The organism is Aminobacter sp. 01T433 (genome assembly GCF_056398585.1).
Genome location: NZ_JBFTPR010000018.1, coordinates 44,997 through 71,795 on the forward strand (window position 1 = coordinate 44,997; position 26,799 = coordinate 71,795).

Here is a 26,799-nt window from a genome sequence, read left to right on the forward strand (position 1 = left end):
GCCCATGTCGTTTCTCAAGATCAGCAATCTCTACAAGTCCTACGGCCAGGTGGAGATCCTCAAGGACATCAACATCGAGATCGACAAGGGCGGTTTCCTGGTGCTGGTCGGCCCGTCGGGCTGCGGCAAGTCCACGTTGCTCAACACAATCGCCGGGCTCGAGCCGATCACCTCGGGTGAGATCGCCATCAACGGCAAGTCGGTGGCTGGGCTGCACCCGTCCAAGCGCGACATCGCCATGGTGTTCCAGTCCTACGCGCTCTACCCCAACATGACGGTGGCGGGGAACATTGCCTTTGGCATGGAAATCCGCGGCGTGCCCAAGGATGAGCGCGAAAAGGCGATCAAGACCGTCGCCGACATCCTGCAGATCGGCCATCTGCTCGACCGCAAGCCAAGCCAGCTTTCCGGCGGCCAGCGTCAGCGCGTCGCCATGGGCCGGGCGCTGGTGCGCGATCCGCAGGTGTTTTTGTTCGACGAGCCGCTGTCCAATCTCGACGCAAAGCTGCGCGTCGACATGCGCACCGAAATCAAGCGCCTGCACCAGCGCATGAAAACGACCATCGTTTATGTCACCCACGACCAGATCGAGGCGATGACGCTGGCCTCCAAGATCGCCGTGCTGAAGGACGGCGTGTTGCAGCAGTTCGGCACGCCTGCCGAGATCTACAACAGCCCGGCCAACATGTTCGTCGCCGACTTCATGGGCTCGCCGGCGATGAACCTGCTCAAATGCCGCCTCGAAGGCGGTGCGGGCGGTCTCAGTGTCATTCTCGATCGCCCAGGCGATCAGCCATTGGCACTACCGATCAAGGTGGCCAATGGTGCGCTCGGCGCCTATTCGGGCAAGGAGATCATTTTCGGCGTGCGACCGGAGGCGCTGACCGACCCCGATGGCGCCGACCGCAACGCCAAATCCATCGCCGAAGGCGAATGCCTGATCGAGGTTGTGGAGCCGGCCGGCTCGGACACCTTCGCCGTCACCAAGCTCGGCGGCAAGGAAGTGGTGGCACGCCTGCGGGCCGATGCGGCCATACATGCAGGCCAGAAGACCAAGCTCGCCTTCAACCTCGACAAGGCGGTCTTCTTCGACCCCAAGAGCCAGCTGCGTATCGCCTGAAATGCCTGGATCGCCTGACATCGTCATCATCGGATCGGGGGTAGGCGGGGCCACGGTCGCCGCAGGCCTAGCCGCGACCGGCGCCGAAATCCTGATCCTGGAGACCGGTGGCCACATCGAGGATCGCCCCGAAAACCGCGACCAGCGTGCCATCTTCCAGCGCGGCCATTTCCGTCCCGACGAAACCTGGTACGAGGCCGACGGCACCGGCTTCAACCCTGGCAATTATTACAATGTCGGTGGCAATTCGAAATTCTACGGCGCTGTACTGACGCGCTATCGCCGCGAGGATTTCGCCGAAATGCAGCATCTCGAGGGCGTGTCGCCGGCATGGCCGTTTCCCTACGAAGAACTGGAGCCATGGTACGGCCTGGCCGAGGCGCTCTACCAAGTGCGTGGCGCTCTTGGCGAAGACCCCACGGAGCCCGCGCATTCCAAGCCTTATGGGCTGAAGCCGGTGGCCGACGAGCCGGCGATCGCAAAAGTGCGGGCGCGCCTGAAGGCGAAAGGCGTGCATCCTTTTTCGCTGCCGCTTGGGGTCGACATTGACCGTTGGCTTGCCAAGGGCAAGACGCCCTGGGACGCACACCCCAACAGCTTTGACGGCAAGATGGACGCCGAGACTGCAGCGCTCGCGGCCGCGCTGAAGCACGAAAATGTCAAGTTGCAGACCGGTGCCAAGGTAACGCGGCTGGAGACAGCGCCCGACGGGCGCAACATTGCTGCTGTGCATTTTACGGAGAATGGCCAAAGCCGGGTGCTGAAGCCAAAGCTCGTCATCCTGTCGGCGGGTGCTGTGCAGTCGGCGGTGCTTTTGCTGCGCTCGGCCAATGACGCCAATCCAAACGGCCTCGCCAACCGCTCCGACCAGGTCGGGCGCAATTTCATGAACCACAACTCGACTGCGGTGATCGCCATGAGCCCGTGGTTTCGCAACGACTCGATCTACCAGAAGACCTTTGGCTTCAACGATTTCTACCTCTCCGATGGCGAGGGCGGTCCACCGCTCGGCAATGTGCAACTGCTCGGACGCATTTCGGGAACAATCCTGAAGGGCGCCATGCCCTCGGTGCCGGAATGGCTGCTCAACCGCGTGACCGCGCATTCGATCGACTTCTACGCGATGAGCGAGGACCTGCCGTCGCCGGAAAGCCGCGTCATGTTCGACGGCGACCGCATCGTACTGAAATGGGTACGGACGAATTGGGATGCGCATCTCAAGCTCGTTGAAAAGCTGAAAGGCGTGCTGCGCAGTGCCGGGTTTCCCATCGTGGTCTCCCGCGCATTCGACAAGCGCACGCCCTCGCATCAATGCGGCACGGTGCGCATGGGGACTGATCCTGCTCAAGCACCGCTCGACGTCTATTGCCGTGCCTTCGACCATCCGAACCTGTTTGTTGTCGATGCTGGCTTCCTGCCGACCTCGGCGGCGGTCAATCCGGCATTGACCATCGCGGCCCAGGCGCTGCGCGTCGCCGATCATATCGCCAGCAAGGATCTTGCGGCATGAGCGCCCAGGCTAAACCCGTCGCGCTGGTGACCGGCGCCCGCCGCGGCATTGGGCTTGCCGTGGCGAAGGCGCTTGCCGAAGCAGGCTTCGACCTGGCCATCACCGATCGTGAGCAGGATCGGGCTGCGGCGGACGCCGTGTCCGGCCTCGAAAAGCACGGCGCAAAGGTGCTGTTCGTTGCTTCCGACCTCGCCGAGATCGAAGGCCATGCCGCGACTGTCGACCAGATCGTCGAACACTTCGGACGGCTCGACTGCCTGGTCAACAATGCCGGCATCGCCTCGAAAGTCCGTGGCGATTTCCTCGATCTCGCGCCTGAAAACTACGATGCCATCATGTCGGTCAATCTGCGCGGCACGGTGTTTTTCACGCAGGCCGTGCTGCGGGCGATGCTCGGCATGCCGCAGCCGAGCCAGCGGCGCTCGATCATCAACGTCACCTCGATCTCGGCCGAGATGACTTCGCCCGAGCGGCTCGACTATTGCATGACGAAGGCCGGGCTTGCCGCCTTCACCCAAGGCCTGACGCTTCGGCTGGCTGGCTCTGGCATCGACGTGTTCGAGATACGTCCCGGTATCATCCGCTCCGACATGACGGCGAAGGTTGCGGAAAAATACGACCGACTGATCGCCGAGGGGTTGGTGCCGGCAAAACGTTGGGGCGAGCCGGACGATATCGGCCGGATCGCCGCCTCGCTCGCCAGCGGCGCCTTCGGCTTTGCCACAGGCACCATCATCAAGGCCGACGGCGCATTGTCCGTCGCGCGTCTCTGAGAGTTTCGAGATGACCTACGACTATATCATCACTGGTGCGGGTCCCGCCGGCTGCGTGCTTGCCAACCGGCTGAGCGAGGATGCGGATGTGCGCGTGCTTCTGCTTGAAGCGGGCGGCGGCGACTGGAACCCGCTGTTCCACATGCCGGCCGGCTTCGCCAAGATGACCAAGGGCGTGGCGAGCTGGGGCTGGGAGACAGTGCCGCAGAAGCACTTGAAGAACCGCGTGCTGCGCTATACCCAGGCGAAGGTGATCGGCGGCGGGTCGAGTATCAATGCGCAGCTCTACACGCGCGGCAACGCCACGGATTATGATCTGTGGGAGAGCGAGGACGGCTGCGCCGGCTGGAACTACCGCTCGGTTCTGCCCTATTTCAAGCGCTCGGAAGACAACCAGCGATTTGCCGACGATTATCACTCCTATGGCGGTCCGCTTGGCGTTTCGATGCCGTCGGCGGCATTGCCGATCTGCGATGCATACATCCGTGCCGGCCAGGAATTAGGCATTCCCTACAACCACGACTTCAACGGCCGCCAGCAGGCGGGCGTCGGATTCTACCAGCTGACTCAGCGCAACAAGCGCCGCTCGTCGGCCTCGATGGCCTATCTCGATCCGATCAGGAGCCGTCCGAACCTCACGGTTCGGCTTGGTGCGCGGGTGACCCGCATCGTTGTCGAAAAGGGCAGGGCGGTCGGTGTCGAAGTGGCCCACGGCAACAGCCTCGAGATTATCCGCGCCGAGCGCGAGGTGCTGATCACCTCGGGTGCCATCGGCTCGCCAAAGCTATTGCAGCAATCTGGCATCGGCCCGGCGGATCATCTGAAGAGCGCCGGTGTACCTGTCGTGCATGACCTCAAGGGGGTTGGCGAAAACATGCAGGACCACCTAGACCTGTTCGTCATCTCCGAATGTACAGGCGATCACACCTACGACAATGTCGCCAAGCTGCACCGCACGCTTTGGGCCGGCCTGCAATATGTGCTGTTCCGCACCGGTCCGGTGACGTCCAGCCTCTTTGAAACAGGCGGCTTCTGGTATGCGGACCCCGACGCGCGTTCGCCCGATATCCAGTTCCATCTCGGTTTAGGCTCTGGCATCGAGGCTGGTGTCGCCAGGCTCAAGAATGCTGGGGTCACGCTGAATTCGGCCTATCTGCATCCGCGTTCGCGCGGCACCGTGCGCCTTGCATCCAGCGATCCGGCGGCAGCGCCCTTGATCGACCCGAACTACTGGTCCGACCCGCACGATCGCAAGATGTCGATTGAAGGGTTGAAGGTCGCGCGCGAAATCATGCAGCAGGCCGCGCTCAAGCCGTTCGTGCTGGCCGAACGCCTGCCCGGGCCGGGCAAGGTCAGCGACGAAGACCTGTTCGACTATGGCTGTGCCAACGCCAAGACCGACCATCACCCCGTAGGCACCTGCCGAATGGGCACTGACGACATGGCGGTGGTGGATCTCGAATTGAAGGTGCATGGCATTGCCGGCTTGCGCGTCTGCGACAGCTCGATCATGCCGCGCGTGCCTTCGTGCAACACCAACGGGCCGACGATCATGGTCGGCGAGAAGGGCGCGGACATCATCCGCAACCGCGAGCCGCTGCCGCCTGCCATTTTCACCCATGAGCGCAACGACGCGCGGCCACGAGCGCGCGCCGAGGTAAGTTAGGCGTACTGCTGGCGCCAGCTGCGTTATCTGGATATGCGAGCAGCACGTGAAGACGCTGGTTCGGCCACCTTGCTGCGTTCGACCAAGCGCGCCATGTCCGCCAACAACACGTCCTGCTCGTAGAAGGCGATACGTCCGCGACCGAGTTCCTTTGCGCGATAAAGCGCCTGATCCGCACGCTTCAACCAGGTCCTGACGTCCTGGCATTCCTCGCCCAGAAGCGTGATGCCGACGCTCGCGCCGATGGTGATGTTGTGCCCGTCGATGTCGTAGGGCGCGCACAGCACCTCCACCAGCCTGCTGCCGAGAGCAGCTGCGGCCTCGGGCTGATCGGCATTCGTCTGCACGATCGAGAACTCGTCACCGCCGACACGCGCGATGCTGTCTGTGCCGCTCGTGCAACTGCGCAATCTGGCAGCAACTTCGCACAGGAGCGCGTCGCCCACGGGGTGGCCTAGCGTGTCGTTCACCTGCTTGAATCGGTCGAGGTCGAGACAAAGCAAGGCACCTTGCGCGCCATTGCCTGCCTCTTTAGCAGCCTCCTCCAGGCGCAGCCGGAACAGGGTGCGGTTTCCAAGTCCAGTCAGCGCATCATGGTGCGCCATATGGGCGATGCGGGCCTGGTCCTTTTTCCGCGCGTCGATGTCTTCGAGGACACCGACCCATTCAACAACATGGCCATTGTCATCTGCGACCGGAGAGCCCTGCGAGCGGACCCAGAGCCACTGATCGTCCCTGACCTTCAGGCGGAACTCGACATCCAGCGGTGTCGCGTTGGCGATCGCCTCGCTCCAGGCTGCCGATGACTGCGGCCTGTCTTCGGGGTGGATGGCATCGGCCCAATCGTAGCCCACGAGCTCGCTTGCTGGCCGGCCGGTCAGTTGCTCCCAACCGGTGGCCGAACCGGCCCCATCGAGAGAACGGCGCCAAAGCACGATGGCGCCTGCTTCGGCAATGACCCGATAGCGCCGCTTTTCGCTTCGCAACGCCTTTTCGGCATTTTCGAAGCTCAGCCGCAGCATTTCGAACTCACGTATGGACGAAGGCGGCACTGACGCGTCGTTCGACAGCTTGCCGTCCGCAATCGCGTTGCTGTGGGCGACCAGCGCCTGAACCGGCTGGAGGATGCGGCGGCGCAGCCACATTGCAAGGGAGAGCGTCAGGCCGATCGCCACGATCGAACCGATCAGAAGACTCATGATGGGATCGCGCCAGCGCGCGTTGAAAAGGTTTGTCGGCTCGCCGACGACGACAACCCAACCTGGGGTGCCCTGCAATTTCTGGAACGAAAGCATGACTGGCAAGCCTTCGGCGGTTTCTGCTTCGATCAGTCCCGAGTCGGTTCCCAGCGCCTGGAGTTTAGGCCAGTCGGGCGCGATTTGACCGACGAAACGTTCGGGATCGCGCGAGCGGGCCACGATGCGGCCGTTGCCGTCGGTCACCGCGACGAGAATGCCAGTCAGCGAGCGTTTTCCTCGCAGCAAGGTCTGCACCAGCGCGGAAGGGGACGTCGTCAGGACAAACGCGGCCTGGCCGCCTGTCACCGGCAGCGCCAGCGACAGCAGGGGCCTGTCGTCCCTGATAACGATGTTCGAGACCATTGGCGATTGGCTCTGTAATGCCGCCAAGGCCGTGCCAGCTGCGACAGTCGAACGGTCACGCAAAAGATGCATGCTCTGCCTGTCGACCAGTGCGATTTCACCGTCGAGGCCGACCTTGCCGAAGCCTTTCTCAGACAGCGGAATTGGGTCCGCATGAGGCTGCCCAAAGGACGATGCGAGCACTTCCATGGTGGCGAAGCGCCCCTGCAGTTCGCCCTCTATGGCGTTGGCGAGCGTGCCGGCGGTGTCGTTCAACCTGGTGGTCGCGGTGTGCATGTAAGCGTATCCGGCATGCCAGACCGCAAGGGCCGAGACAGCAATTACTGGCACGAGGCAGACGAGCGCCAGCGCCAGGAGGTAGCTGTTCAAGCCCCGTTGCACGCCCTGTTTCGCTTCCGTGACCACCTTGCACATACTCCCGTGGATGCAACCCAGCGTAGGCCGATACCAGGGGTGGCTAATGCACCCAAAAGCCTTCCAAATGGTCAAGATTTGGCGCGCTTGAGGTCGGGGCAGCTGAGTTCATGCCACCTCGGAGAGGAAGTTGAAGCGGGAAGCAAGCACGTCGCGGAGGTGGTACGGCGAATGCCGCTCTAGCCGAACGGGCCGATCTGGAAGACCATGCTGACGATGGCTGCGACGCCGATGAAAAACAGGATCACTGCGGTCACGAGCGTGAACGATGGCGGAAAACTGCTTTGAGCGTGGACGAGCCCGGCAGCTCTCATCGCCTCACGCTCCCGTCGCAGGCCCAGCATGAACTGAAGATGGTAGATGATGCCGACAACGAGCATGACGAGGCCCAGCGCGACAAGGGCAATGCCGAAATTGCGCGCCGGCGCTGTGCCGGTAAGCGCTGCTTGTTCGCGCAATTTCTCAAACACCTGGTAGATGGTGAAGCCAAAGCTGATCAGCGCAAGCGAGGTACGGATCACCGACATCAAGGTGCGATCGGCACTCATGCGCGTACGCTGGAACGCCATGCCGGTTCGACGGGCGGCGAGTTCGTCCGACATGCTGTCGGACGAGAGCTTCGTTTCCGTCGACGTGACGTCCCTCCGGCTCACTGGCCCGAAGCCAGGCTCAGAGCTGGCAGCGATAGTACTTCATTGATATCTCGGGGAAGCTCGGGTCCATTCGCTCGAAAGTGTCCTTGTCGATCACCCTGAATGACAGGGACATGCTCTGGAACATCACTGAATCGGCGCAGTTCAGCAGCACCGAGAGGTGATCCTTCATCTCGCTTATCTTGCCAGCGGTGCAAGTCATGTTCGACCCGGTGATCTTGTTGCCGTTGATGAGCAGGCCGGTAGTCAAGCTGGACGTCTTGTCCTTGAACTGGATCACGCCGCCCACCTTATGGAAAGTATCGGCGCAGTCCGTGCCGCCTGTGGTCCAGGCGCCCTGCACCTGGTCCATCGATGCGGCCTGCACGCCGGTCGCAAAGATCATTCCCGCCGCAGCGAGTGCGAAAGCAACTCCATTTTTCGACATCACGGGACCCTCAGCCTCCTGTTGGTCAGGGAATGCTAGGGCGTGTCGCAAGGGAATGCTAGAGGCGCCGCGCAACAGGAAACTGATTGTGGTCACGCGGCCTGAGCATACTGCTGCGTGCAGTCGCATTTCAAAGATTTTTGTCAGTTGCATACTGGCCAAAAGAATACGCCTGGACAATCATGCGGCGAATGGGAGCTTGCGGAGCGACGGCGCAAGTCAAGCGAGGGGGTACCATGAGTGACCTGCGTAAATCGTGGATCGCGTTCGGAGCCATGTTGGCCGTTGCGCTGGCCATGCCTGGAACGGACCGCGCGCTGGCGCAAACCAGCAATACTGCAGCAGCAGAGACGGCAGCGGCTGCGGACGAGAGCGAGCCTGCGCCGCTGACCGAAGATGAACTTGAGATACTTGTCGCGCGTATCGCGCTCTATCCCGACGATCTGGTTGCCGTGGTGCTCGCAAGTTCGATCTATCCGCTTCAGATCGTGCAGGCGTCGCGCTTTCTCGAAGACAACAAGAAGACCCCTGACCTCAAGCCGAGCGACAAATGGGACGGCAGCGTCATTTCGCTGCTCAATTATCCTGAGGTCGTGAAGATGATGAGCGACGACCTCGACTGGACCCAGCAACTCGGCGACGTCGTTGCCTACCAGCAGAAGGACGTGCTGGTCGCCATCCAGCAATTGCGCGACCAGGCGGTGCAGAAGGGCGTTCTCAAATCCAGCGAGAAGGTGGTCGTTTCGAAGGAAAGCGACAAGGTTGTCATCAAGTCGTCCGACCCGCAAACGATCTATGTCCCGACATACCCGCCCGAGATGCTCTACGAACCGAACTATGTCTACCCGCCGGAGCCAATCGTCTACGCGCCATATCCTTCCTATTATTATCCCACCGCAACCTATTGGGCCGGCTTCGTCACCGGCGCTGCATGGGCTGCGGCCGTCGACTGGAACCATTGGGGCGCATGGGGTGGCAATGTCGACATCGACGTCAACCACATCAACAACCGCTTCGATGTCGATTTCAACAAGATCGACGTCAACAATATCGACGTGAACAAAATCCGGAACACGGATTTCCGCAACATCGACCGCTCGCAGATGGACCTCAAGAACCTCGACGTCGACCGCTCGAAGTTGACCCAGAACCTGCAGGGGCGGGACGGCAACAACCTTGCGCGCAAGGCGCAGAACAGGGAGGAGGGGGCGAATACCGCTGCCCGTGCCCATGACCTCAATGGCAAGGACATCAGAAAGAATGTCACCGAAGGGCTGAAGAACAATCCTGGCGCGCAACTTCCCAAGCCCGGGCAAAACCTCGACAGACCGACGGCCAGGGATCAGGTCAATCGTCCGGCTGCGGCAGGCGATAGGCCGGCGGCCAAACAAGTGACCGACAGAAAGGTCGCGCCGAAAAAGCCCGCCGCCCGCATCGACGATCGCCCGCGCAATCCCTCAGCGCTCGGCAATCCGGAAAGAGGCAGGGATGCGATGAACCATTCGGATCGGGGGGCTATGAGCCGCGGCGGCGGAAACCGTGGCGGAGAGCTGAGGGGCGGTGGCGGTCGGCCAAGAATGCACAGGTGATGGCAGCAGCTTCGAAGACAGCCAAACCCGAAGAAATTCAGGGAGAACGACAATGAACCGCCTGTTGATCGCAGCTACCGCCGCCATCTTCATCCTGGCACCAGCAAGCCACCACGCAGCGGTCGCGCAGGAAACTGCAACCGCCGACCACGACTTTGACAAGTTCATCGGAGCAAAGCCGACCGCATTCGACGGCGTTGACGCCCTTGTCGGCGCGTTCAAGTCCGGTTTGTCGTCATCAGACAAGCAGGCCGTTGCCAAGCTGCTCGGGCTCGACCCGGCGGCAGTTGCGGCGTCCAAGGATAGCGACGGGAGCTTCCCTGAAATCCGGGACGCCGCAGCCCAGTCCGTCACTCTCGACGAGACCAGCCCTGATCGCCGCATACTCGTGCTTGGCGACAAGGCCTGGCCGTTCCCGTTCCCGGTGGTGAAAGCCGACGGCAAGTGGTCGTTCGATACGGTTGCTGGTCTCGAAGAGGTGATCAACCGCCGCATCGGTGAAAATGAACTCACCGCGATCGCCGCAATGCGGAGCTATGTCTACGCGCAGCAGGTCTATCACAAGACCGATTGGGACGAAGACGGTGTGCTCGAATATGCGCAGAACCTGGTCAGCACACCTGGCACCTATGATGGCCTCTACTGGCATTCCGGAGATGGAATCCCCGAGAGCCCGGCCGGCGAGTTCGTCGATGAAAAAGCCCTGCAAAAACCGGAAGACGGCTATTTCGGCTATCGCTACCGTATCCTGAAAAGCCAAGGGGCAAACATTGCCGGTGGTGCGTATGACTACGTCATCAACGGCAATATGATCGGCGGTTTTGCCCTGATAGCGACGCCCGCACATTACGACCGAAGCGGCATCATGACCTTCGTCGTGAACCAGTACGGCACGGTCTATCAAAAAGACCTCGGAAGCGACTCGGGAAAGGCGGCCGCAGCCATTACCACGTTCAACCCTGACGACAGCTGGACCGTGGTCGACGAGCCGGGGGACTGAGTACAGGCACGGCTCCTGAATTGCATACATCGCCCTCATGCAGGCTTGCGATCTCTGCTCGGCGCCATGTCATTGGGCGGCGACCCTGCGAGCTTTTGACTAACCGTGCGATGGCGGGCACTCGCCATGGTCGCAAGCTCAGCCGGAGGTTGTATCCCCTAAACGGTATTTTAAGTCGTTTGCGCGCAAATAACCGCAACAAGAAATGCGGGGGTTGTGGTGTTCAAGCGCTTTTGGCAGTCGACCGGCGGTAATTTCGCGATCATTTTTGCCATATTACTGCCGGTGTTGCTGGCAGCCGTTGGCCTTGCGCTTGATGTCGCCAATCTGTCGAAAGCAAAGTCGGACCTGCAAAACGCGCTCGACTCCGCGGTGCTTGCGGCGTCGCGCCTGAGCGACCAGACAGGCTCCCGCACCGACGTGTTCAACGCGTTCTTCAAGACCAACATTGCCAACAGGCCAGCTCTCGTCAACGCGACGGCAGAGCTTACGGTCGACCAGCGCGTCAATCAGATCAAGACCACTGGGACCGCTGATGCCGACGTGGCATTGAATTTCGGTTTCATATTCGGGCAAAGCGCTCGCGTCTCGGCCGTGGCCAACGCCTTTGAATCGACAGCCAGGCTCGAGGTCGCTCTGGTACTGGACAACACCGGTTCGATGGGCGCTGCCAACATGAAGGCGCTGATCGAGGGTTCAAAAGACGTCATCAAGGCCCTCCAGAAGGTCAAGACCGACAGGCCCGAGCGCGAAATCCTTGCAGCGCTCGTGCCGTTCGTGACGGCGGTGAACATCAAAAGTACTGAAGGTTTCGATATGTCCTGGATCGACACCAGGGATGAAGTTCCGTTGGACGAGAGTTCCTGGAACGGCAAGAACTTCGAAAACCTAAAAGACCCCAAAGGCAACGATAAGAGCCGTATTGGCCACTGGAAGCTCTTCACGGAGCTGGAGAAAAGAAGGAAGTCCGGGCCAACAGGCGCATGGAAGGGCTGTGTAGAAGCACGCTTCGGTGATTACGCACTGGACGACACCGCACCCGACCTCACCAAACCCAACACCCTGTTCTTGCCCTATTTCGCGCCCGATGAGCCGGGCGACGCGGCACCGGCTGCCAATAGTGGGACCAACTACAACAATAGTTACCTAAATGATATCAACAAGGACCCGAGTGATCGTGTCCGACAGAAATCACTAGCGAAATACTCCGATCAGGGTGTCCGCGACAAAGCGATCATCAAAGATACGCCGAACTTGACGAGCGGTCCGAACTACGCCTGTCCGACACCGGTCGTTCCACTGACTGAAGATCTCATTTCACTGGTGGGCGAACCAGAAAAAAAACCTGCAGTCGTAGGCGAACTCGACAAGATGACATTCTGGAACGGCTCGGGAACCAATGTGTCGGAAGGCCTCGCCTGGGGTTATCGCGTGCTGTCGCCTGGCCAGCCCTTTAATCAGGGTGACCCCTTCAAGTCGCAGGACACTTCCAAGGTGGTGGTGGTCTTCACCGACGGCGAAAACAACGTCTTTGGTGCTCAGAGCGCAAAAATCAACAAGTCCGACTATGGTTCCTACGGCTTCCTGGATCAGGAACGGATGGAGTCGCAAAACCGTGCAACCGCTCTCACGAAGGTCAACTCCATGACGGAGGACGTATGCATACGGCTGAAGAATCAGGGGGTGATCATCTACACGGTGGTGTTGGACGCGAATATTTCCGTGGCCAACCGCAAGCTCTACAGTGAGTGCGCGACCACTCCGGCCAATTTTTTCCCGACCAAAAACACCGCCGAACTGAGGGCTGCGTTCCAAGCCATCGCGAACTCGATCTCGCCGCTGTACATAACCAACTGATCGAGGCCGTGTCGCGGCCGGCCCTGCGCTTCGGAGGTGTCGGCTGCCGATCTCGCTGGCGAGCCAGGCGCGCACGCTCGATCCGCCCATGCGCACGGCGTTGGGTTGCGCAGCATCGCTGGCAGGTATCGGCCAACGGCTGCTGAGGCCTCTTTGATTTTCGTCTGACACTAGACCGAGTTGATCGCGCCTGGATCAAGGTCGCCGTCTATATGATCTCAGCCCTCTCGGCGGACATCGCCGGCATCGCACAGACCTGCGGGCTCGGTGCCGTCACCCCCAATATCGAGTCAGGTATGGAACTTCAGGTGATAGCCGTCGCCGTCATCGGCGGCGCCATCGCGCTTGCGGTGCTGTTAGCAAAATCCGCATTTTTCGTCGCAGCGAGTAGGTAAGGTGGGGTTCGGATGGTGGGCGTGACAGGGATTGAACCTGTGACCCCTGCAATGTCAATGCAGTGCTCTCCCGCTGAGCTACACGCCCATCCGATGGAGGCGGATACACCATTTTTGATCCGGCGCGTCAATAGCGTGTTTGGCGGAAAATTGCGCCGGATCATCATTTCCCTTGGCGACGCAAGGGAAGCGCCTATGCGGCGTGCAGCATCTTTTCGACCTCGTTGACGAGATCGCGCAGATGGAAGGGCTTCGACAGCACTTTTGCGTCGCGTGGCGCCTTCGAATCAGGGTTCAGCGCCACCGCCGCGAAGCCGGTGATGAACATCACCTTGAGATCGGGATCGATCTCGGTGGCGCGGCGCGCCAGTTCGATGCCGTCCATTTCCGGCATGACGATGTCGGTCAAAAGCAGTGAGAAAGGTTCTTCGCGCAGCCGCTCGTAAGCGCTTGCGCCATTGTCGAAGTCGCTTACCTGGTAGCCGGCGCGCTCCAGCGCCTTGACCAGGAAGCGGCGCATATCGTCGTCGTCTTCTGCCAGAAGAATGCGTGCCATCAGTAATCCCGTCCGAATCAGCGGTCGAAGCCGCCCCCCAGCAGGGGCTTCGTTAACCATCTTGTATATGAGCGCCGGACGGTAAACATCAAGTGAATGCCGCGTCGGCGCAAAGACGCAAAGGCACGATCAGCGGCGGTTATCCACATTTCGAAGTGCTGGACACCGGCGGCGGCAGGTGGCACTTTCGAACGATGAGCAAGTGCATTTCGCAGGTCCATCAACAAAGATGACGCCAGCCGAAGATTTCTCGGTGTTGCCGCCGTTCGAAGTCCGGACGAGTGCCGAGCAGCGTGTGCCGTTCGTGTTCAATTCGCCGCATAGTGGGCGCTGCTATCCCGACCGATTCCTGGCGATGACCCGGCTCGATGCCACCTCGATCAGGCGCTCGGAGGATTGTTACGTCGATGAGCTGTTCGGTGCGGCGGTTGCCCTTGGCGCGCCGATGCTGGCCGCGCATTTTCCCCGCGCCTATCTCGATGTGAACCGCGAGCCTTGGGAGCTCGATCCCCGGATGTTCGCCGAGCCGGTGCCGTCATTTGCCAATATCCGTTCGGCGCGTGTTGCCGGCGGGCTCGGCACGGTGCCGAAGCTGGTCGGCGAGGGGCTCGACATCTATGCCGGCCGGCTGCCGCTGGCCGAAGCAATCGGGCGCATCGAATGCGTCTACAAGCCCTACCATGAGACGCTGAAGCGGCTGGTCACGCGCACGCACGCGCGTTTCGGCTATGCCGTGCTTGTCGATTGCCATTCGATGCCTGCGTCGATCCGCATCGGCGACAATGGGGTGCGGCCCGATTTCATCGTCGGCGACCGGTTCGGCACCTCTGCTGCATCTGCTCTGTCAGAATGTGCGATCGGCCTGCTTGCGGCGATGGGTTATACTGTGGCGCACAACAAGCCCTATGCGGGCGGCTTCATCACCGAGCATTATGGCCGGCCGTCGCGCAAGCTTCATGCGCTGCAGATCGAGATCAATCGCGGGCTGTACATGGACGAGCGCACCTTCAAGAAGTCGGCGGGCTTTTATGCGCTGGCGGACGATTTGGCCCGGTTTTCCGCAGATTTGATGGCGGTTCCGGATCATTATTTCCTCGACCTGCCGCTGGCGGCGGAATAGCCGGGGGCCAGGGAACGGCTAAAAAAAGACCGCCCCGAAGAGCGGTCCAAGTCTAGGGAGGAAACGCCCAAGGAGGGCATGGACAGGAGAACCTGTCCGAGGTCGAGATTATTGTGCGCTGCACAAAAGTCAAGGCGCGCCTTGGGACTTTTTAAATCATGGTGATGTGGTTATTGCCCGCTGGGGTTATGGCGTGTCATCCACGCAACAATTGAGATTGGGGTGAAGAATGGTCGACGCCGAGTTCATGCGACGAATCGCAAGCGCAGCTGCTGCCGAGACATTGCCGCGTTTTCGCCGGCAAGGCGCAGTGGCAAACAAGCTTGCCGGCGGCTTCGACCCGGTCACCGAGGCTGACCAGGAGGCCGAGCGCGCCATTCGCGCGCTGATCAATGCCGAGTTCCCCGATCACGGCATCCTCGGCGAGGAGCATGGCAGCGAAAACATCTCCAACAGCCATGTCTGGGTCATCGACCCGATCGACGGCACCCGCGCCTTCATTTCCGGCCTGCCGGTGTGGGGCACGCTGGTCGGGCTGACGGTCGATGGCGAAGCCGTTGCCGGTGTGATGTCGCAGCCTTTCACCGGCGAACTGTTCTTCGCCGACGGCAAGGGCTCGCATTACGAGGGCCCGGGCGGGCCGCGCAAGCTTGCCGTGCGCAAGACGACAGCACTTTCCGAAGCGACGATGTTCACCACCACGCCGGCTCTGTTCAAGGGCGAGATGCGCAAGCGCTACGACCAGCTGGAAAGCCAGGTGCAGCTCGCGCGCTACGGCACCGATTGCTACGCCTTCGCCATGGTTGCGGCGGGGCAGGTCGACATCGTCGTTGATCCGGGCCTCAAGCCCTATGACATCGTGGCATTGATCCCGATCATCGAGCAGGCCGGTGGCATCGTCACCACTTTCGAGGGCGGTCCGGCAGAAAATGGCGGCGACATTATTGCCGCGGCGACGCCCGAGCTGCATGCCGCGGCGATGGCGGTTCTCCGGGGCTAAGGGCCCGTCAATCCACCGTCGCGGGCGTTCCGGGCACGAAGGCCGAGAAGGCCGCGAGCAGTTGCTCGCGGTAGATGTCGACTTCCTGCAGGATCTCGTGGCGGGAACCGTCGATGGTCAACAGCGAGGCCACCCGGCAGCGGTTGGCATATTGCTCGACGTCGCGCGTCGACACCACCTCGTCGGCACCTGCGGTGACGATCAGCATCGGCACCTTGAGCGAGGCAATGAATGCCGGGTCGCGCACGGTTTCCGAGGCCTTGGCCGCGGCGCGCAGCCAGGCGATCGTAGGGCCTCCGACCGACAGCTCGGGATAGGTCTCGTAAAGCAGCATGTTGCGGCGATAGCGGCGTTCGTCGCTGGTCAGCTTGTTGACGGCGAACGGCGTTCCCTCGCGTGGGCGCGGGCCCCAGGCGGCATAAAGCCGGCCGAGGCCAAGCCAGCACATCGCGGTGGTGAGGCGCTTGATCGCCTTCATCGACAGCGGCGCGCCAATGACCGACAGGAACGGCGCCACCAGCACCATGCGCTGGACACGGTTGCTCATCAAAGGGGCTGCGAGCATGGCAATCAGCGCGCCGCTCGAATGGGCAAGGATGAAGAAGGGGCCACGGCAATCGGGCAGCACGATCTGCTCGAAGAAGGCCTCGAGATCTTTGACATAATGGTCGAAGCTTTTGACGTAGCCGCGATGACCGTCGCGCAATAGCCGTTCGGAGGCACCCTGGCCGCGCCAGTCGAAGGTGGCGACCGCATGGCCATGGGCGGAGAGGTTGCGAATGGTCTCGAAATACTTCTCGATGCACTCGTTGCGGCCCGGCAGCAGGATCACAGTGCCCTTGAAGGGGTGCGAGGTCGCCGGAAACAACCCATAGCGCAGCCGCTTGCCGTCATGTGCGGTGAAGTTGCCGCCCGTGGCCCTCTCCGGAACCGGATTGCCGGGGATTTCGTGGAACAGGTCCGTCATCAGGCGCTTCGGCTTGGAACTCGCTGCCATGGGATCGTCCAAGGGTGATAGAAAGGGCAGCGGCGAAAATCAAAGGAATTCCGTCACGAAGCCGAAACGAATGAGGCCGGAGGCAGCTTGCGGGTTGCCTCCGGCCTCTGTCGTTCCGGGAGGAAGGGACGTTACAACCCGGTTCGGCCTCATCGGCAGCGCTCTGTGGCGCCACCTGTTCGTGAACTTGGGTGCACTTTAGGCGCGGCGACCTGAATGGATACCGAAGGGCCGGTTCATCTGCGGTTCATCAGCGGCGCGAAAAGCTCTTTGACGAATGTCTTGAAATGGCTTGGGACGGCACCCAAATGTCTCCTGCGGCGCCCAATATCGGGCCGCTGATCACCGCCGGGACGCCAGGATGGGTTTCGGCACAGGTCATACGCAAACCTTGTTGCTCAATGGAGAACACCCATGCGTCACGTTGATTTTTCCTCGCTGCACCGCTCGACCGTCGGCTTTGACCGGCTGTTCAATATGCTCGACGGCCTTGGCCAGCCTGAAGGCGGGCAGACGACCTATCCGCCCTACAACATCGAGCGTACCGGCGAAGATGCCTATCGCATCAGCATGGCGGTTGCCGGCTTCTCGGAGACCGAGATTTCGATCGAAGCCCATCGCAATGTGCTGACGGTCAAGGGCGATCGCAGCAATGAAGCTGCTGGCGAAGGTTCGGAGCTGCTGTATCGCGGCATCGCCTCGCGTGCTTTCGAGCGCCGCTTCCAGCTTGCCGATCATGTCGAGGTTGTGGGTGCTGCCCTCAAGAACGGCCTGCTTCACATCGATCTCAAGCGCAACATTCCCGAAGAGCACAAGCCTCGCAAGATCGAGATTTCGGCTGCTCCGGCGAAGGCCAAGCAGATCGAAGCCAACACCGTGAACTAACCAAACACTCCTCCCAAGGAGAAAAGGCGGCGCTTTCGGGCGCCGCCTTTTTGTCATCTGGCGATGAAGTCGCCGAAACGACCGATCTCGTCTTCCGTCGTGGCGAAGCTGGTGACGAAGCGGTAGAGCGTTTCGTCCTCGGCGATCTGGCCGCCAAGGCTTGCCGGAGCATGCCAGTCGTAGAAGGCAGCACCCGCGTCTTGCGCCTTCCTTGCCGCTTCCGTCTTGATGACCGCAAAGACCTCGTTGGCCTCAGGCTGCCAGGCAAGGCGGGCGACCGTCGAGTTGGAGATGGTCGCGGCAAGTTTCGCTGTCATCGCATTGGCATGGCGCGCGGTATCCAGCCACAAGCCGCCGTCGAAATAAGCGTCGAACTGGGCGGAGATGAAGCGCGACTTGGAAAACAGCTGCGCTGCGCGCTTGCGCAGGAAGGCCATTTCCTTGGCGCGGTCGAGGTCGAACATGACAATGGCTTCGGCGCACCAGCAGCCATTCTTGGTGCCGCCGAACGAGACAATGTCGACGCCACGTTTCCAGGTCATTTCGGCGGGCGAGGTTTCAAGAGCCACCAAGGCATTGGCAAAACGCGCGCCATCCATGTGGAGCGGCAGGCTGTGGCGGCGGGCAAGGGCCGAGATCGTCGAGATGTCGTCGAGGCCATAGACAGTCCCGACCTCTGTCGACTGCGTGATCGAGATCGCTGCCGGGCGCCCGCCGTGAACGTTCTCCGAGGCGAAGCGGCCGACGGCGCGTTCCAGATTGCCGATGTCCATGCGTCCAAGCGGGCCATCGACTGGATGGAGCCGCGATCCGTGGGAAAAGTACTCCGGCGCGCCGCATTCGTCCTCGATAATGTGCGCTTCGCGGTGCGCGAAGGAAATGCCTCCCGGCTTGCCATAGGCGGCTAGCGCCAGCGAATTCGCCGCCGTCCCGGTCGCCACAAAGAACACAGCCACTTCGCGTTCGAAAATCTCGGAGAAGCGCTTGTAGACTGCCTTGTCGAGATCGCCGTCGCCATAGGCGCGGCTGAAGCCGCCTGCGCTGGCGTTAAGCCGTTCGGCGACTTTGGGATGTGCGCCGGCCCAATTGTCTGATGCAAAGAACATTTTGTGCGTCCGTAATGTGGCTGTCGGGGACTGCGTGGCAGGATGGGCCTGAGCTAGAGCGGATTTGGCGATTTTCGGCAAGTCCGACGGCCGGAATTCGATTGAGACAGAGCTGGATGCGCTTTTGACCGGTTGTTCAAAAATTACGCCGAATGCAGCTCCCGCGAAACTTTCTGTCTTCTTGAAGGCGGAAAATTCGTGAATCGGTCTTGTGCGTATTCAAGAATTCTGTCATATCAAATTTAGGACAGCAGTGCTGTCTTATTTATCTGCCCAAAGCGAACCGGATTTGGCGTATGATGACGCCCCGTCCGGCTTCCGCTGCGAGCGCGGGTGGAGCTTGAGGCGGGAAGCCTTCCGTCCTGTTCCCCCAGACCCGCGGTGAGTGCCGGTCGCCGGCACAAAGCCGCAGAATATCGATAGCAATATCGGCATAACAGGGACGGGCAACCCCTGCCGTCCCAACGTGGATTGCCCGAAAGGGCCATAATGGAGAACGAGACGATGACGGAGTTGACGCCATCTGTGACGACGGATTTTGTGCCGGCCGCGCAGACGAAAGCGGCCAACAAAAAAACCGATCATCTCCGAACCCCCACCGGCTATGCAGCGCATGGCCTCTATGATCCGCGCAACGAGCATGATGCCTGCGGCGTCGGTTTCATCGCCCAGATGAAGGGCGTGAAGTCGCATCAGATCGTCAAGGACGGTCTGTTCATGCTCAACAACCTGACGCATCGCGGCGCGGTTGGCGCTGATCCGCTGATGGGCGATGGTGCTGGCGTTCTGGTGCAGATCCCCGACAGGTTCTTCCGCGAAGAGATGGCCAAGCAGGACATCGAGCTGCCGGCGGCTGGCCAATACGGCGTCGGCCACTGGTTCATGCCCCAGGATCAGGCGCTTCGCGATCATATCGACGACATCATCCGCGAGTCGGCGCAGTCAGAGGGTTTGCCGCTGATCGGCTTCCGCGACGTCCCGGTCGACAACTCCTCGCTGTCCAAGGCGCCGGAGATCGTTGCCTCCGAGCCGTTCCATCGCCAGGTGTTCATCGGCCGCACGCCTGAAATCGACGACGACGAGGAATATGAGGCGCGGCTTTATCTGCTGCGCAAGGTGATTTCCGGCCGCATTTATGCCGAAAACAACAACAGGGACATCGGCGCCTATTGCGTGTCGCTGTCGGCGCGCACCATCGTCTACAAGGGCATGTTCCTCGCCTTCCAGGTTGGCGCCTATTACAAGGACCTTGCCGATCCGCGCTTCGAGACGGCGCTGATCCTGGTTCACCAGCGTTTCTCGACCAACACCTTCCCCTCGTGGAAGCTGGCGCACCCCTACCGCATGGTCGCGCACAATGGCGAGATCAACACGGTGCGCGGCAACAACAACTGGATGGCGGCGCGACAGGCCTCGGTCGACTCCGAGCTGTTCGGCAACAACATCTCCAAGCTGTGGCCGATTTCCTACGAAGGCCAGTCGGATACCGCTTGCTTCGACAATGCGCTCGAATTCCTGTTCCAGGGTGGCTACACCATGGCGCATGCCATGATGATGCTGATCCCGGAGGCCTGGGCCAGCAACAAGCTGATGGATGGCGACCGCAAGGCATTCTACGAATATCATGCAGCTCTGATGGAGCCGTGGGACGGTCCGGCGGCGGTGGCCTTCACCGACGGCCGCCAGATCGGTGCCACGCTCGACCGCAACGGACTGCGTCCGGCGCGCTACATCGTTACCGACGACGACCGGGTCATCCTGGCCTCCGAGGCCGGCGTGCTGCCGGTCGACGAGAAGAGCATCGTCAAGAAGTGGCGTTTGCAGCCAGGCAAGATGTTGCTGATCGACCTGGTCAAGGGCCGCATCATTTCGGACGAGGAGATCAAGTCCGAGATTGCAACCAAGCACCCTTACAAGACGTGGCTGTCCAACACGCAGATGATCCTCGAAGACCTCAAGCCGGTCGAGCCGCGGGCCCTGCGCAAGGACGTCTCTTTGCTCGATCGCCAACAGGCTTTCGGCTACACCCAGGAAGACACCAAGCTCTTGATGTCGCCGATGGCGACGACTGGCCAGGAAGCCGTGGGTTCGATGGGCACCGATACGCCGATCTCGGCGATGTCGGACAAGTCGAAGCTGCTCTACACCTACTTCAAGCAGAACTTCGCCCAGGTCACCAACCCGCCGATCGACCCGATCCGCGAGGAGCTGGTGATGAGCCTGGTGTCGTTCATCGGCCCGCGTCCGAACATCTTCGACCTCGTCGGTTCGTCGCGGCGCAAGCGTCTTGAAGTGCGCCAGCCTATCTTGACCAATGGCGATCTGGAGAAGATCCGCTCCATCGGTCACACCGAGGACCGCTTCGACACCAAGACCATCGACATCACCTATGGTGTGCAGGAAGGTGCTGCCGGCATGCCCGGCGCCATCGAGCGCCTGTGCGAGCGTGCCGAGGCTGCCGTTGCTGGCGGCTACAACATCATCATCCTGTCCGACCGTCAGATCGGCTCCGACCGCATCGCCATCCCGGTGCTGCTGGCGACCGCTGCCGTCCATCACCACCTGATCCGCAAGGGTCTGCGTACGTCGGTCGGTCTGGTCGTGGAATCGGGCGAACCGCGCGAGGTGCACCATTTCTGCTGCCTCGCCGGCTATGGTGCTGAAGCGATCAACCCCTATCTCGCCTTCGACACGCTGCTCGACATGCACAAGCGCGGCGAGCTGCCGGAAGAGGTCGACGCCTATGAGGTGGTCTCGCGCTACATCAAGTCAATCGGCAAGGGCATCCTCAAGGTGATGTCCAAGATGGGCATCTCGACCTATCAGTCCTATTGCGGCGCGCAGATCTTCGATGCGATCGGCCTCAAGACCGATTTCGTCGAGAAGTACTTCACTGGCACGGCGACCAACATCGAAGGCGTCGGGCTGGAAGAGGTGGCGACAGAAACCGTCAGCCGCCATGCTTCGGCATTCGGCGAAGACCCGGTGCTGCGCAATGCGCTCGAAGTCGGCGGCGAGTACATGTACCGCATGCGCGGCGAGGCCCACATCTGGTCACCGGATGCGGTTGCTTCGCTTCAGCACGCCGTCCGCTCGGGCTCGTGGTCGACCTTCAAGGAATTCTCGGCGCAGATCGACAGTGAAACGGCACGCGCCCAATCCATCCGCGGCCTGTTCCGCATCAAGATGGCCGAGGAGGGCGGGCGCAAGCCGGTTTCGCTCGACGAGGTCATGCCGGCCGCCGAGATCGTCAAGCGTTTCTCGACTGGTGCGATGTCCTTCGGCTCGATCAGCCGCGAGGCGCATTCGACGCTCGCCGTTGCCATGAACCGGATCGGCGGCAAGTCGAACACCGGCGAGGGTGGCGAGGAGCCGGATCGTTACCTGCCGCTGCCAGGCGGAGGGGTGAACCCCGAGCGTTCGGCGATCAAGCAGGTGGCTTCCGGCCGCTTCGGCGTGACGACGGAATATCTCGTCAACTCCGACATGATGCAGATCAAGGTGGCCCAGGGCGCCAAGCCCGGTGAGGGCGGCCAGTTGCCCGGCCACAAGGTCGATGCGACGATCGCCAAGACCCGCCACTCGACGCAAGGCGTTGGCCTGATCTCGCCGCCGCCGCATCACGACATCTATTCGATCGAAGATCTGGCGCAGCTGATCTACGACCTGAAGAACGTCAACCCGGCGGCCGACGTGTCGGTCAAGCTGGTGTCGGAAGTCGGTGTCGGAACGGTCGCGGCGGGTGTCGCCAAGGCGCGCGCCGACCACATCACCATCTCCGGCTATGACGGCGGCACCGGTGCATCGCCGCTCACTTCGCTCAAGCATGCCGGCAGCCCGTGGGAAATGGGCCTTGCCGAAACGCACCAGACGCTGGTGTTGAACGGCCTGCGCAGCCGCGTGGCGCTGCAGGTCGACGGTGGCCTGCGCACGGGTCGCGACGTCGTCATCGGCGCACTGCTGGGTGCCGACGAGTTCGGCTTCTCGACAGCACCGCTGATCGCCGTTGGCTGCATCATGATGCGCAAGTGCCATCTCAACACCTGCCCGGTTGGCGTCGCCACCCAGGATCCGGTGCTGCGCAAGCGCTTCAAGGGCACGCCCGAGCACGTCATCAACTACTTCTTCTACGTGGCCGAAGAGGTTCGCGAGCTGCTTGCCGCGATGGGCTATACCCATCTCGACCAGATCATCGGCGATGCCGACCTTCTGGAAAAGCGCGAGCTGATCACCCACTGGAAAGCGCGCGGGCTCGACTTCTCCAAGGTGTTCTTTAAGCCGGATGCGCCGCGCGAGGCGGTTCATTGGACCGAGCGTCAGAAGCATCCGATCGACGACGTGCTCGACCGCAGGCTGATCGCCGAGGCGAAGGCTGCCCTCGAATCCCGCCAGCCGGTGAAGATCGAGGCGACGATCCACAATGTCGACCGCTCAACCGGTGCGATGCTGTCGGGCGAGGTCGCCAAGCGCTTCAGGCACAAGGGCCTGCGTGATGACACCATCTCGGTCAAGCTGACCGGCACTGCCGGCCAGTCCTTCGGCGCCTTCCTGGCACGCGGCATCTCCTTCGAGCTTGTCGGCGACGGCAACGACTATGTCGGCAAGGGCTTGTCGGGTGGTCGCATCGTCATCCGTCCGCCAGAGGATTCCAAGATCCGCGCCGAGGAGTCGATCATCGTCGGCAATACCGTGCTTTACGGTGCGACAGAGGGCGAGTGCTACTTCCGCGGTGTGGCTGGCGAGCGTTTCGCGGTCCGCAACTCCGGTGCCGTCACCGTTGTCGAAGGTGTGGGCGACCATGGCTGTGAGTACATGACCGGCGGCGTCGTCGTTGTCATCGGCAAGACCGGGCGCAACTTCGCGGCAGGCATGTCGGGTGGCGTGGCCTATGTGCTCGACGAGGACGGCAACTTCGCCGAACGCTGCAACATGGCGATGGTCGAGCTCGAGCCTGTTCCCGAAGAGGACGACATGCTCGAAAAATTGCACCATCACGGCGGCGACATCGCCCATATGGGCCGTGTCGACGTGTCGGGCGACATGACCCGCCACGACGAGGAGCGCCTGGTGCAGCTCATCTCGAGCCACATGCACTACACCGGTTCGACGCGCGCCAAACAGATCCTCGACGACTGGGCGAGCTACCGTCCGAAATTCCGCAAGGTCATGCCGGTGGAGTACCGCCGCGCGCTGATCGAGATGGAGCGCATGAGGATGGGAGTCGCGGCGGAGTAGCCGCGACTTTACCTGCCGGCGTAGCGCCCAATTGGACGCACGCCATCGCATGCTTCATTGGAAGTGGTGGAACGATACGCCCGCGAGGTTCCCGCGAGGCTAGACTGACGAAAGTTAGACTATGGGCAAGGTTACAGGTTTTCTCGAAATCGACAGGCAGGTGCACAAGTACCAGCCGGCTTCCGACCGCATCAGGCATTTCCGCGAATTCACGCTGCCGATGTCGGACAAGGAAGTCGAAAAGCAGGCCGCGCGCTGCATGGATTGCGGCATTCCCTTCTGTCATGGCCCGACGGGCTGTCCGGTGCACAACCAGATCCCGGACTGGAATGATCTCGTCTATAATGGCGATTGGGACAACGCGATCCGCAACCTGCATTCGACCAACAACTTCCCCGAATTCACCGGCCGCATCTGCCCCGCACCTTGCGAGGAAGCCTGCACGCTGAACCTCGAGGACATTCCAGTCGCGATCAAGACCGTCGAGCAGGCGATCGCCGACAAGGCCTACGAGACCGGCTACATCAGGCCTTATCCGCCGGAGAAGAAGACCGGCAAGAAGGTCGCTGTCATCGGCTCGGGGCCTGCCGGCATGGCAGCCGCCCAACAGCTTGGCCGGGCTGGCCATGACGTGCATCTCTATGAGCGCGAGAGCCGCCCCGGCGGCCTGCTGCGCTTCGGCATCCCCGACTTCAAGATGGAGAAGCATTATATCGACCGTCGCGTCGAGCAGATGACGGGCGAGGGCGTGACCTTCCATTGCGGCGTCAATGTCGGCGTCGACAAGCCTGTTGCCGAGCTTCTCGCCGAACATGATGCCGTGCTTTATTGCGGCGGCTCCGAGACGCCGCGTCCTGCAGGCATTCCTGGCGACGACCTCGAAGGCGTGCACGACGCGATGCCTTATCTCGTCCAGCAGAACAAGCGCGTCGGCGGCGAGGATATCCAGTCGGTTGCCTGGCCGTCAGAGCCGATCGTCGCCAGCGGCCTGCATATCGTCGTTGTCGGCGGTGGCGACACCGCGTCCGACTGCGTCGGCACCGCATTCCGCCAGGGTGCTGTGCGCGTCACCCAGCTCGACATCCGACCGCAGCCGCCGGAGAAGGAAAACAAGCTCGCCGTGTGGCCCTATTGGGCGACCAAGATGCGCACCTCGTCCTCGCAGGCCGAGGGCGCGCAGCGCGAGTTCCAGGTGGCGACACTTGAGTTCATCGGAGAAGAAGGCCAGCTGACCGGCGTCAAGTGCTGCGAAGTCGACGACAAGCGCAAGCCGATCCCGGGTACCGAGTTCGTCATCCGCGCCGATCTCGCCTTCATCGCCATCGGCTTTGCCGGCCCGCTCGCCGGCGGCTTGGTCAAGGAACTGGAAGGCAAGCTCGACATCACTACCGACAACCGTCGCTCGACCAATGTCGCGGCCAACGACCAGGACTACAAGACCAATGTCGACAAGCTCTACGTCGCCGGCGACGTGCGCCGCGGCCAGTCGCTGGTGGTCTGGGCGATCCGCGAAGGCCGCCAGGCCGCGCATTCGATCGATGTGGCTCTGATGGGTTCAAGCGTGCTGCCGCGTTGAGGCGCGCGGTGGTTCGATAAACAAAAAAGGCGCCGCGAGGCGCCTTTTTCATTGGTGGATGCTGCTTCTACCGCCTGATCGCCGTCGTTGTTTCGGTGCTCTGGCCGGCTGCCAGCGGTTTGGGTGGCCACGAAAAATCGTCGGCGCGGCCGGCGGGCGCTGCTGGCGCTATGCCTTGCACGACAAGCTTTTCGCCCGGTGAGCGCGGGTCGCCCTTGGCAGCTGTTTGCGCGCCCAGCAATTCGCTGCCGCCGTCGAGCTCGGGGTCCGAAAGCGAGATGGGCACCGTCCGGTCGATATTGACGGGCACGTTGAGCTCACCCGGTGTTGCCTGTGGCAGGCTTGCCGGCAGCACTGCCTCGGTGCCTTGAGGGGTGATGCCGAGCAGCTTGTTCAGAGGCTTTTCTGCATAAAAGGCGAGCTTGCGCTTGCCTGCGCGGGTGACGTTGATGCCGTCGTCGGAGCGCAGGCGCACCGGCTGGCCGTTGATGTCGGGTCCGCTGGTGACGAAGGCGCCGCCTTCATCGACAAATCCGCCCCAGACATCGACGAATTCGCTACCTGCGGCTTCAGTTGCGGCACGATAGATGTCGTTGAAGACGAGCATGTCGGTGCTCGCCTTCGGCGACTTGAAGGCGGGCATGCCGACCCACAGGAACGGCACCTTCGTGGCGGAAATGGTCTTGGCCAGCGCTTCGGTGCGGGCCTTGTATTCCTTGGTCCAGGCCGCGTTCATCGGCGGCTCGCGGGTGTCGCCGACCGTCATCTGCTGGCGGTCGTTGGAGCCCATCATGACGATGATGGCGGCTGGCTTTTCCTGCTCGATCAGCGCCTTGGCCTTCTCGGGCCAGTTGTAATAGTCGTCGCGCACGAAGCCCGAAGAGCCGCTGGTCTTGTCGACCACGCGGACCTTGGCGTTTTCGGCGAAGACGGCGCTCAGTCCCTCGGCGATGCCGGCGCCCATGAAGTCGCCGATGACCAGAACGACCTTGGCATCGGGCAGTTTTTCAATCACCGGAACGGCCGGCTCGGCCGGCCTGCTGACTGCATCGACCGTCGACTTCGGCCTGCGCGGCGCCTTGCGGATCATGCGCTGCGGTGCCTGTGGCTGCTCGTAGATGTAGGGATCGACGCGAGGCTGGCGGAACGGGGTGAACAGGTCGCGCAGCGACCAGCGCCGCAATATGCCTTCCTGGGCTGCAGCCGGGGTTGGCATTACAGACGAGATGGCGGTCAAGGCGACCGCCACCGCAACCAGTGGCATCGTCAGGCGCAAGAGCAAAAACCTTGAACGTCGTGCCGATGCCAAATGCAGCCTC

The 26,799-nt window shown here is 61.7% G+C and carries 19 protein-coding genes, 1 tRNA gene and 1 pseudogene; 13 read left to right on the forward strand and 8 right to left on the reverse strand.

Features of this window, described 5'->3' with window-relative positions; genetic code table 11:
• The first annotated feature begins 4 nt into the window (after positions 1-4).
• The 4 genes from AC1DLV_RS24675 to AC1DLV_RS24690 are packed head-to-tail and all read left to right on the forward strand — an operon-like array spanning position 5 to position 5,069.
• Positions 5-1,120 carry an ABC transporter ATP-binding protein gene (locus tag AC1DLV_RS24675; protein ID WP_476802683.1) on the forward strand — a complete coding sequence of 372 codons (1,116 nt, stop codon included), beginning with the start codon at positions 5-7 and terminating at the stop codon, positions 1,118-1,120.
• 1 nt (position 1,121) lies between these two features.
• Positions 1,122-2,630 carry a GMC oxidoreductase gene (locus AC1DLV_RS24680; RefSeq protein ID WP_476836275.1) on the forward strand — a complete coding sequence of 503 codons (1,509 nt, stop codon included), beginning with the start codon at positions 1,122-1,124 and terminating at the stop codon, positions 2,628-2,630.
• The gene (locus AC1DLV_RS24685; RefSeq protein WP_476802685.1) at positions 2,627-3,403 is read left to right on the forward strand and encodes a 3-ketoacyl-ACP reductase; all 777 of its coding nucleotides are present in this window, start codon (positions 2,627-2,629) and stop codon (positions 3,401-3,403) included. Before AC1DLV_RS24680 ends, AC1DLV_RS24685 begins: the two co-directional genes overlap by 4 nt.
• Positions 3,404-3,413: 10 nt before the next feature.
• Positions 3,414-5,069, forward strand: coding sequence for a GMC family oxidoreductase (locus AC1DLV_RS24690; RefSeq protein ID WP_476802686.1), 1,656 nt, complete (start codon positions 3,414-3,416; stop codon positions 5,067-5,069).
• A gap of 23 nt (positions 5,070-5,092) precedes the next feature.
• Here the strand turns inward: AC1DLV_RS24690 and AC1DLV_RS24695 are convergent, their stop codons facing one another.
• From AC1DLV_RS24695 to AC1DLV_RS24705, 3 genes are all read right to left on the reverse strand, one after another.
• A complete protein-coding gene (locus tag AC1DLV_RS24695; protein ID WP_476802687.1) occupies positions 5,093-7,039 on the reverse strand; it encodes a diguanylate cyclase domain-containing protein in 1,947 nt (648 codons plus the stop codon).
• 224 nt (positions 7,040-7,263) lie between these two features.
• Positions 7,264-7,737, reverse strand: coding sequence for a YidH family protein (locus AC1DLV_RS24700; RefSeq protein WP_476802688.1), 474 nt, complete (start codon positions 7,735-7,737; stop codon positions 7,264-7,266).
• A 16-nt stretch (positions 7,738-7,753) separates the two neighbouring features.
• Positions 7,754-8,326 carry a hypothetical protein gene (locus AC1DLV_RS24705; protein ID WP_476802689.1) on the reverse strand — a complete coding sequence of 191 codons (573 nt, stop codon included), beginning with the start codon at positions 8,324-8,326 and terminating at the stop codon, positions 7,754-7,756.
• Between the two features lie 74 nt (positions 8,327-8,400).
• Here AC1DLV_RS24705 and AC1DLV_RS24710 point away from each other — a divergent pair, with 74 nt between their 5' ends.
• The 4 genes and pseudogenes from AC1DLV_RS24710 to AC1DLV_RS24725 all read left to right on the forward strand — a co-directional run.
• Positions 8,401-9,753, forward strand: coding sequence for a DUF3300 domain-containing protein (locus tag AC1DLV_RS24710; RefSeq protein ID WP_476802690.1), 1,353 nt, complete (start codon positions 8,401-8,403; stop codon positions 9,751-9,753).
• A gap of 52 nt (positions 9,754-9,805) precedes the next feature.
• Entirely contained in the window at positions 9,806-10,753 is a 948-nt protein-coding gene (locus AC1DLV_RS24715) for a DUF2950 family protein (RefSeq protein ID WP_476802691.1), read from the forward strand.
• Between the two features lie 219 nt (positions 10,754-10,972).
• Positions 10,973-12,610 (forward strand): pilus assembly protein, encoded by a 1,638-nt coding sequence (locus AC1DLV_RS24720; RefSeq protein WP_476802692.1) that lies wholly within the window; start codon positions 10,973-10,975, stop codon positions 12,608-12,610.
• Positions 12,611-12,798: 188 nt separating this feature from the next.
• Positions 12,799-12,960 (forward strand): annotated as a pseudogene (locus tag AC1DLV_RS24725) (ABC transporter permease subunit); the annotation flags it as partial.
• Positions 12,961-13,018: 58 nt separating this feature from the next.
• On the opposite strand, the gene AC1DLV_RS24730 reads toward AC1DLV_RS24725, so the two are convergent.
• Together AC1DLV_RS24730 and cpdR are read right to left on the reverse strand one after the other, a co-directional pair.
• A tRNA-Val gene (locus tag AC1DLV_RS24730) sits at positions 13,019-13,093 on the reverse strand.
• Between the two features lie 105 nt (positions 13,094-13,198).
• Positions 13,199-13,561, reverse strand: coding sequence for a cell cycle two-component system response regulator CpdR (gene cpdR, locus AC1DLV_RS24735; RefSeq protein ID WP_018429348.1), 363 nt, complete (start codon positions 13,559-13,561; stop codon positions 13,199-13,201).
• Between the two features lie 229 nt (positions 13,562-13,790).
• On the opposite strand from cpdR, the gene AC1DLV_RS24740 reads away from it, so the two are divergent.
• Positions 13,791-14,681 (forward strand): N-formylglutamate amidohydrolase, encoded by an 891-nt coding sequence (locus AC1DLV_RS24740; RefSeq protein ID WP_476802694.1) that lies wholly within the window; start codon positions 13,791-13,793, stop codon positions 14,679-14,681.
• Between the two features lie 229 nt (positions 14,682-14,910).
• Positions 14,911-15,681: a histidinol-phosphatase gene (hisN, locus tag AC1DLV_RS24745; protein WP_476802695.1), complete on the forward strand. Its 771-nt coding sequence runs from the start codon at positions 14,911-14,913 to the stop codon at positions 15,679-15,681.
• Positions 15,682-15,688: 7 nt separating this feature from the next.
• On the opposite strand, the gene AC1DLV_RS24750 is transcribed toward hisN, so the two are convergent.
• Positions 15,689-16,648 carry an alpha/beta fold hydrolase gene (locus AC1DLV_RS24750; protein ID WP_476802741.1) on the reverse strand — a complete coding sequence of 320 codons (960 nt, stop codon included), beginning with the start codon at positions 16,646-16,648 and terminating at the stop codon, positions 15,689-15,691.
• Between the two features lie 444 nt (positions 16,649-17,092).
• Here AC1DLV_RS24750 and AC1DLV_RS24755 point away from each other — a divergent pair, with 444 nt between their 5' ends.
• A complete protein-coding gene (locus AC1DLV_RS24755) occupies positions 17,093-17,563 on the forward strand; it encodes an Hsp20 family protein (protein WP_476802696.1) in 471 nt (156 codons plus the stop codon).
• A 53-nt stretch (positions 17,564-17,616) separates the two neighbouring features.
• Here AC1DLV_RS24755 and AC1DLV_RS24760 read toward each other — a convergent pair whose 3' ends face one another.
• Positions 17,617-18,669, reverse strand: a complete 1,053-nt coding sequence (locus tag AC1DLV_RS24760; protein ID WP_476802697.1) for a threonine aldolase family protein — start codon at positions 18,667-18,669, stop codon at positions 17,617-17,619.
• Between the two features lie 504 nt (positions 18,670-19,173).
• On the opposite strand from AC1DLV_RS24760, the gene gltB reads away from it, so the two are divergent.
• Positions 19,174-23,904: a glutamate synthase large subunit gene (gltB, locus tag AC1DLV_RS24765; RefSeq protein ID WP_476802698.1), complete on the forward strand. Its 4,731-nt coding sequence runs from the start codon at positions 19,174-19,176 to the stop codon at positions 23,902-23,904.
• 121 nt (positions 23,905-24,025) lie between these two features.
• Complete coding sequence (locus tag AC1DLV_RS24770; RefSeq protein WP_476802699.1) at positions 24,026-25,480, forward strand: glutamate synthase subunit beta; 1,455 nt, start codon at positions 24,026-24,028, stop codon at positions 25,478-25,480.
• A gap of 67 nt (positions 25,481-25,547) precedes the next feature.
• On the opposite strand, the gene AC1DLV_RS24775 is transcribed toward AC1DLV_RS24770, so the two are convergent.
• Positions 25,548-26,789: an SGNH/GDSL hydrolase family protein gene (locus tag AC1DLV_RS24775; protein ID WP_476802700.1), complete on the reverse strand. Its 1,242-nt coding sequence runs from the start codon at positions 26,787-26,789 to the stop codon at positions 25,548-25,550.
• Between the last annotated feature and the right edge of the window lie 10 nt (positions 26,790-26,799).

Coding starts and splice junctions, on each gene's coding strand:
- AC1DLV_RS24675 (WP_476802683.1), top strand. CDS start 5: ATGTCGTTTCTCAAGATCAGCAATCTCTACAAGTCCTACGGCCAGGTG.
- AC1DLV_RS24680 (WP_476836275.1), top strand. CDS start 1,122: ATGCCTGGATCGCCTGACATCGTCATCATCGGATCGGGGGTAGGCGGG.
- AC1DLV_RS24685 (WP_476802685.1), top strand. CDS start 2,627: ATGAGCGCCCAGGCTAAACCCGTCGCGCTGGTGACCGGCGCCCGCCGC.
- AC1DLV_RS24690 (WP_476802686.1), top strand. CDS start 3,414: ATGACCTACGACTATATCATCACTGGTGCGGGTCCCGCCGGCTGCGTG.
- AC1DLV_RS24710 (WP_476802690.1), top strand. CDS start 8,401: ATGAGTGACCTGCGTAAATCGTGGATCGCGTTCGGAGCCATGTTGGCC.
- AC1DLV_RS24715 (WP_476802691.1), top strand. CDS start 9,806: ATGAACCGCCTGTTGATCGCAGCTACCGCCGCCATCTTCATCCTGGCA.
- cpdR (WP_018429348.1), bottom strand. CDS start 13,561: ATGGCACGCATTCTTCTGGCAGAAGACGACGACGATATGCGCCGCTTC.
- AC1DLV_RS24740 (WP_476802694.1), top strand. CDS start 13,791: ATGACGCCAGCCGAAGATTTCTCGGTGTTGCCGCCGTTCGAAGTCCGG.
- hisN (WP_476802695.1), top strand. CDS start 14,911: ATGGTCGACGCCGAGTTCATGCGACGAATCGCAAGCGCAGCTGCTGCC.
- AC1DLV_RS24750 (WP_476802741.1), bottom strand. CDS start 16,648: ATGACGGACCTGTTCCACGAAATCCCCGGCAATCCGGTTCCGGAGAGG.
- AC1DLV_RS24755 (WP_476802696.1), top strand. CDS start 17,093: ATGCGTCACGTTGATTTTTCCTCGCTGCACCGCTCGACCGTCGGCTTT.
- AC1DLV_RS24760 (WP_476802697.1), bottom strand. CDS start 18,669: ATGTTCTTTGCATCAGACAATTGGGCCGGCGCACATCCCAAAGTCGCC.
- gltB (WP_476802698.1), top strand. CDS start 19,174: ATGACGGAGTTGACGCCATCTGTGACGACGGATTTTGTGCCGGCCGCG.
- AC1DLV_RS24770 (WP_476802699.1), top strand. CDS start 24,026: ATGGGCAAGGTTACAGGTTTTCTCGAAATCGACAGGCAGGTGCACAAG.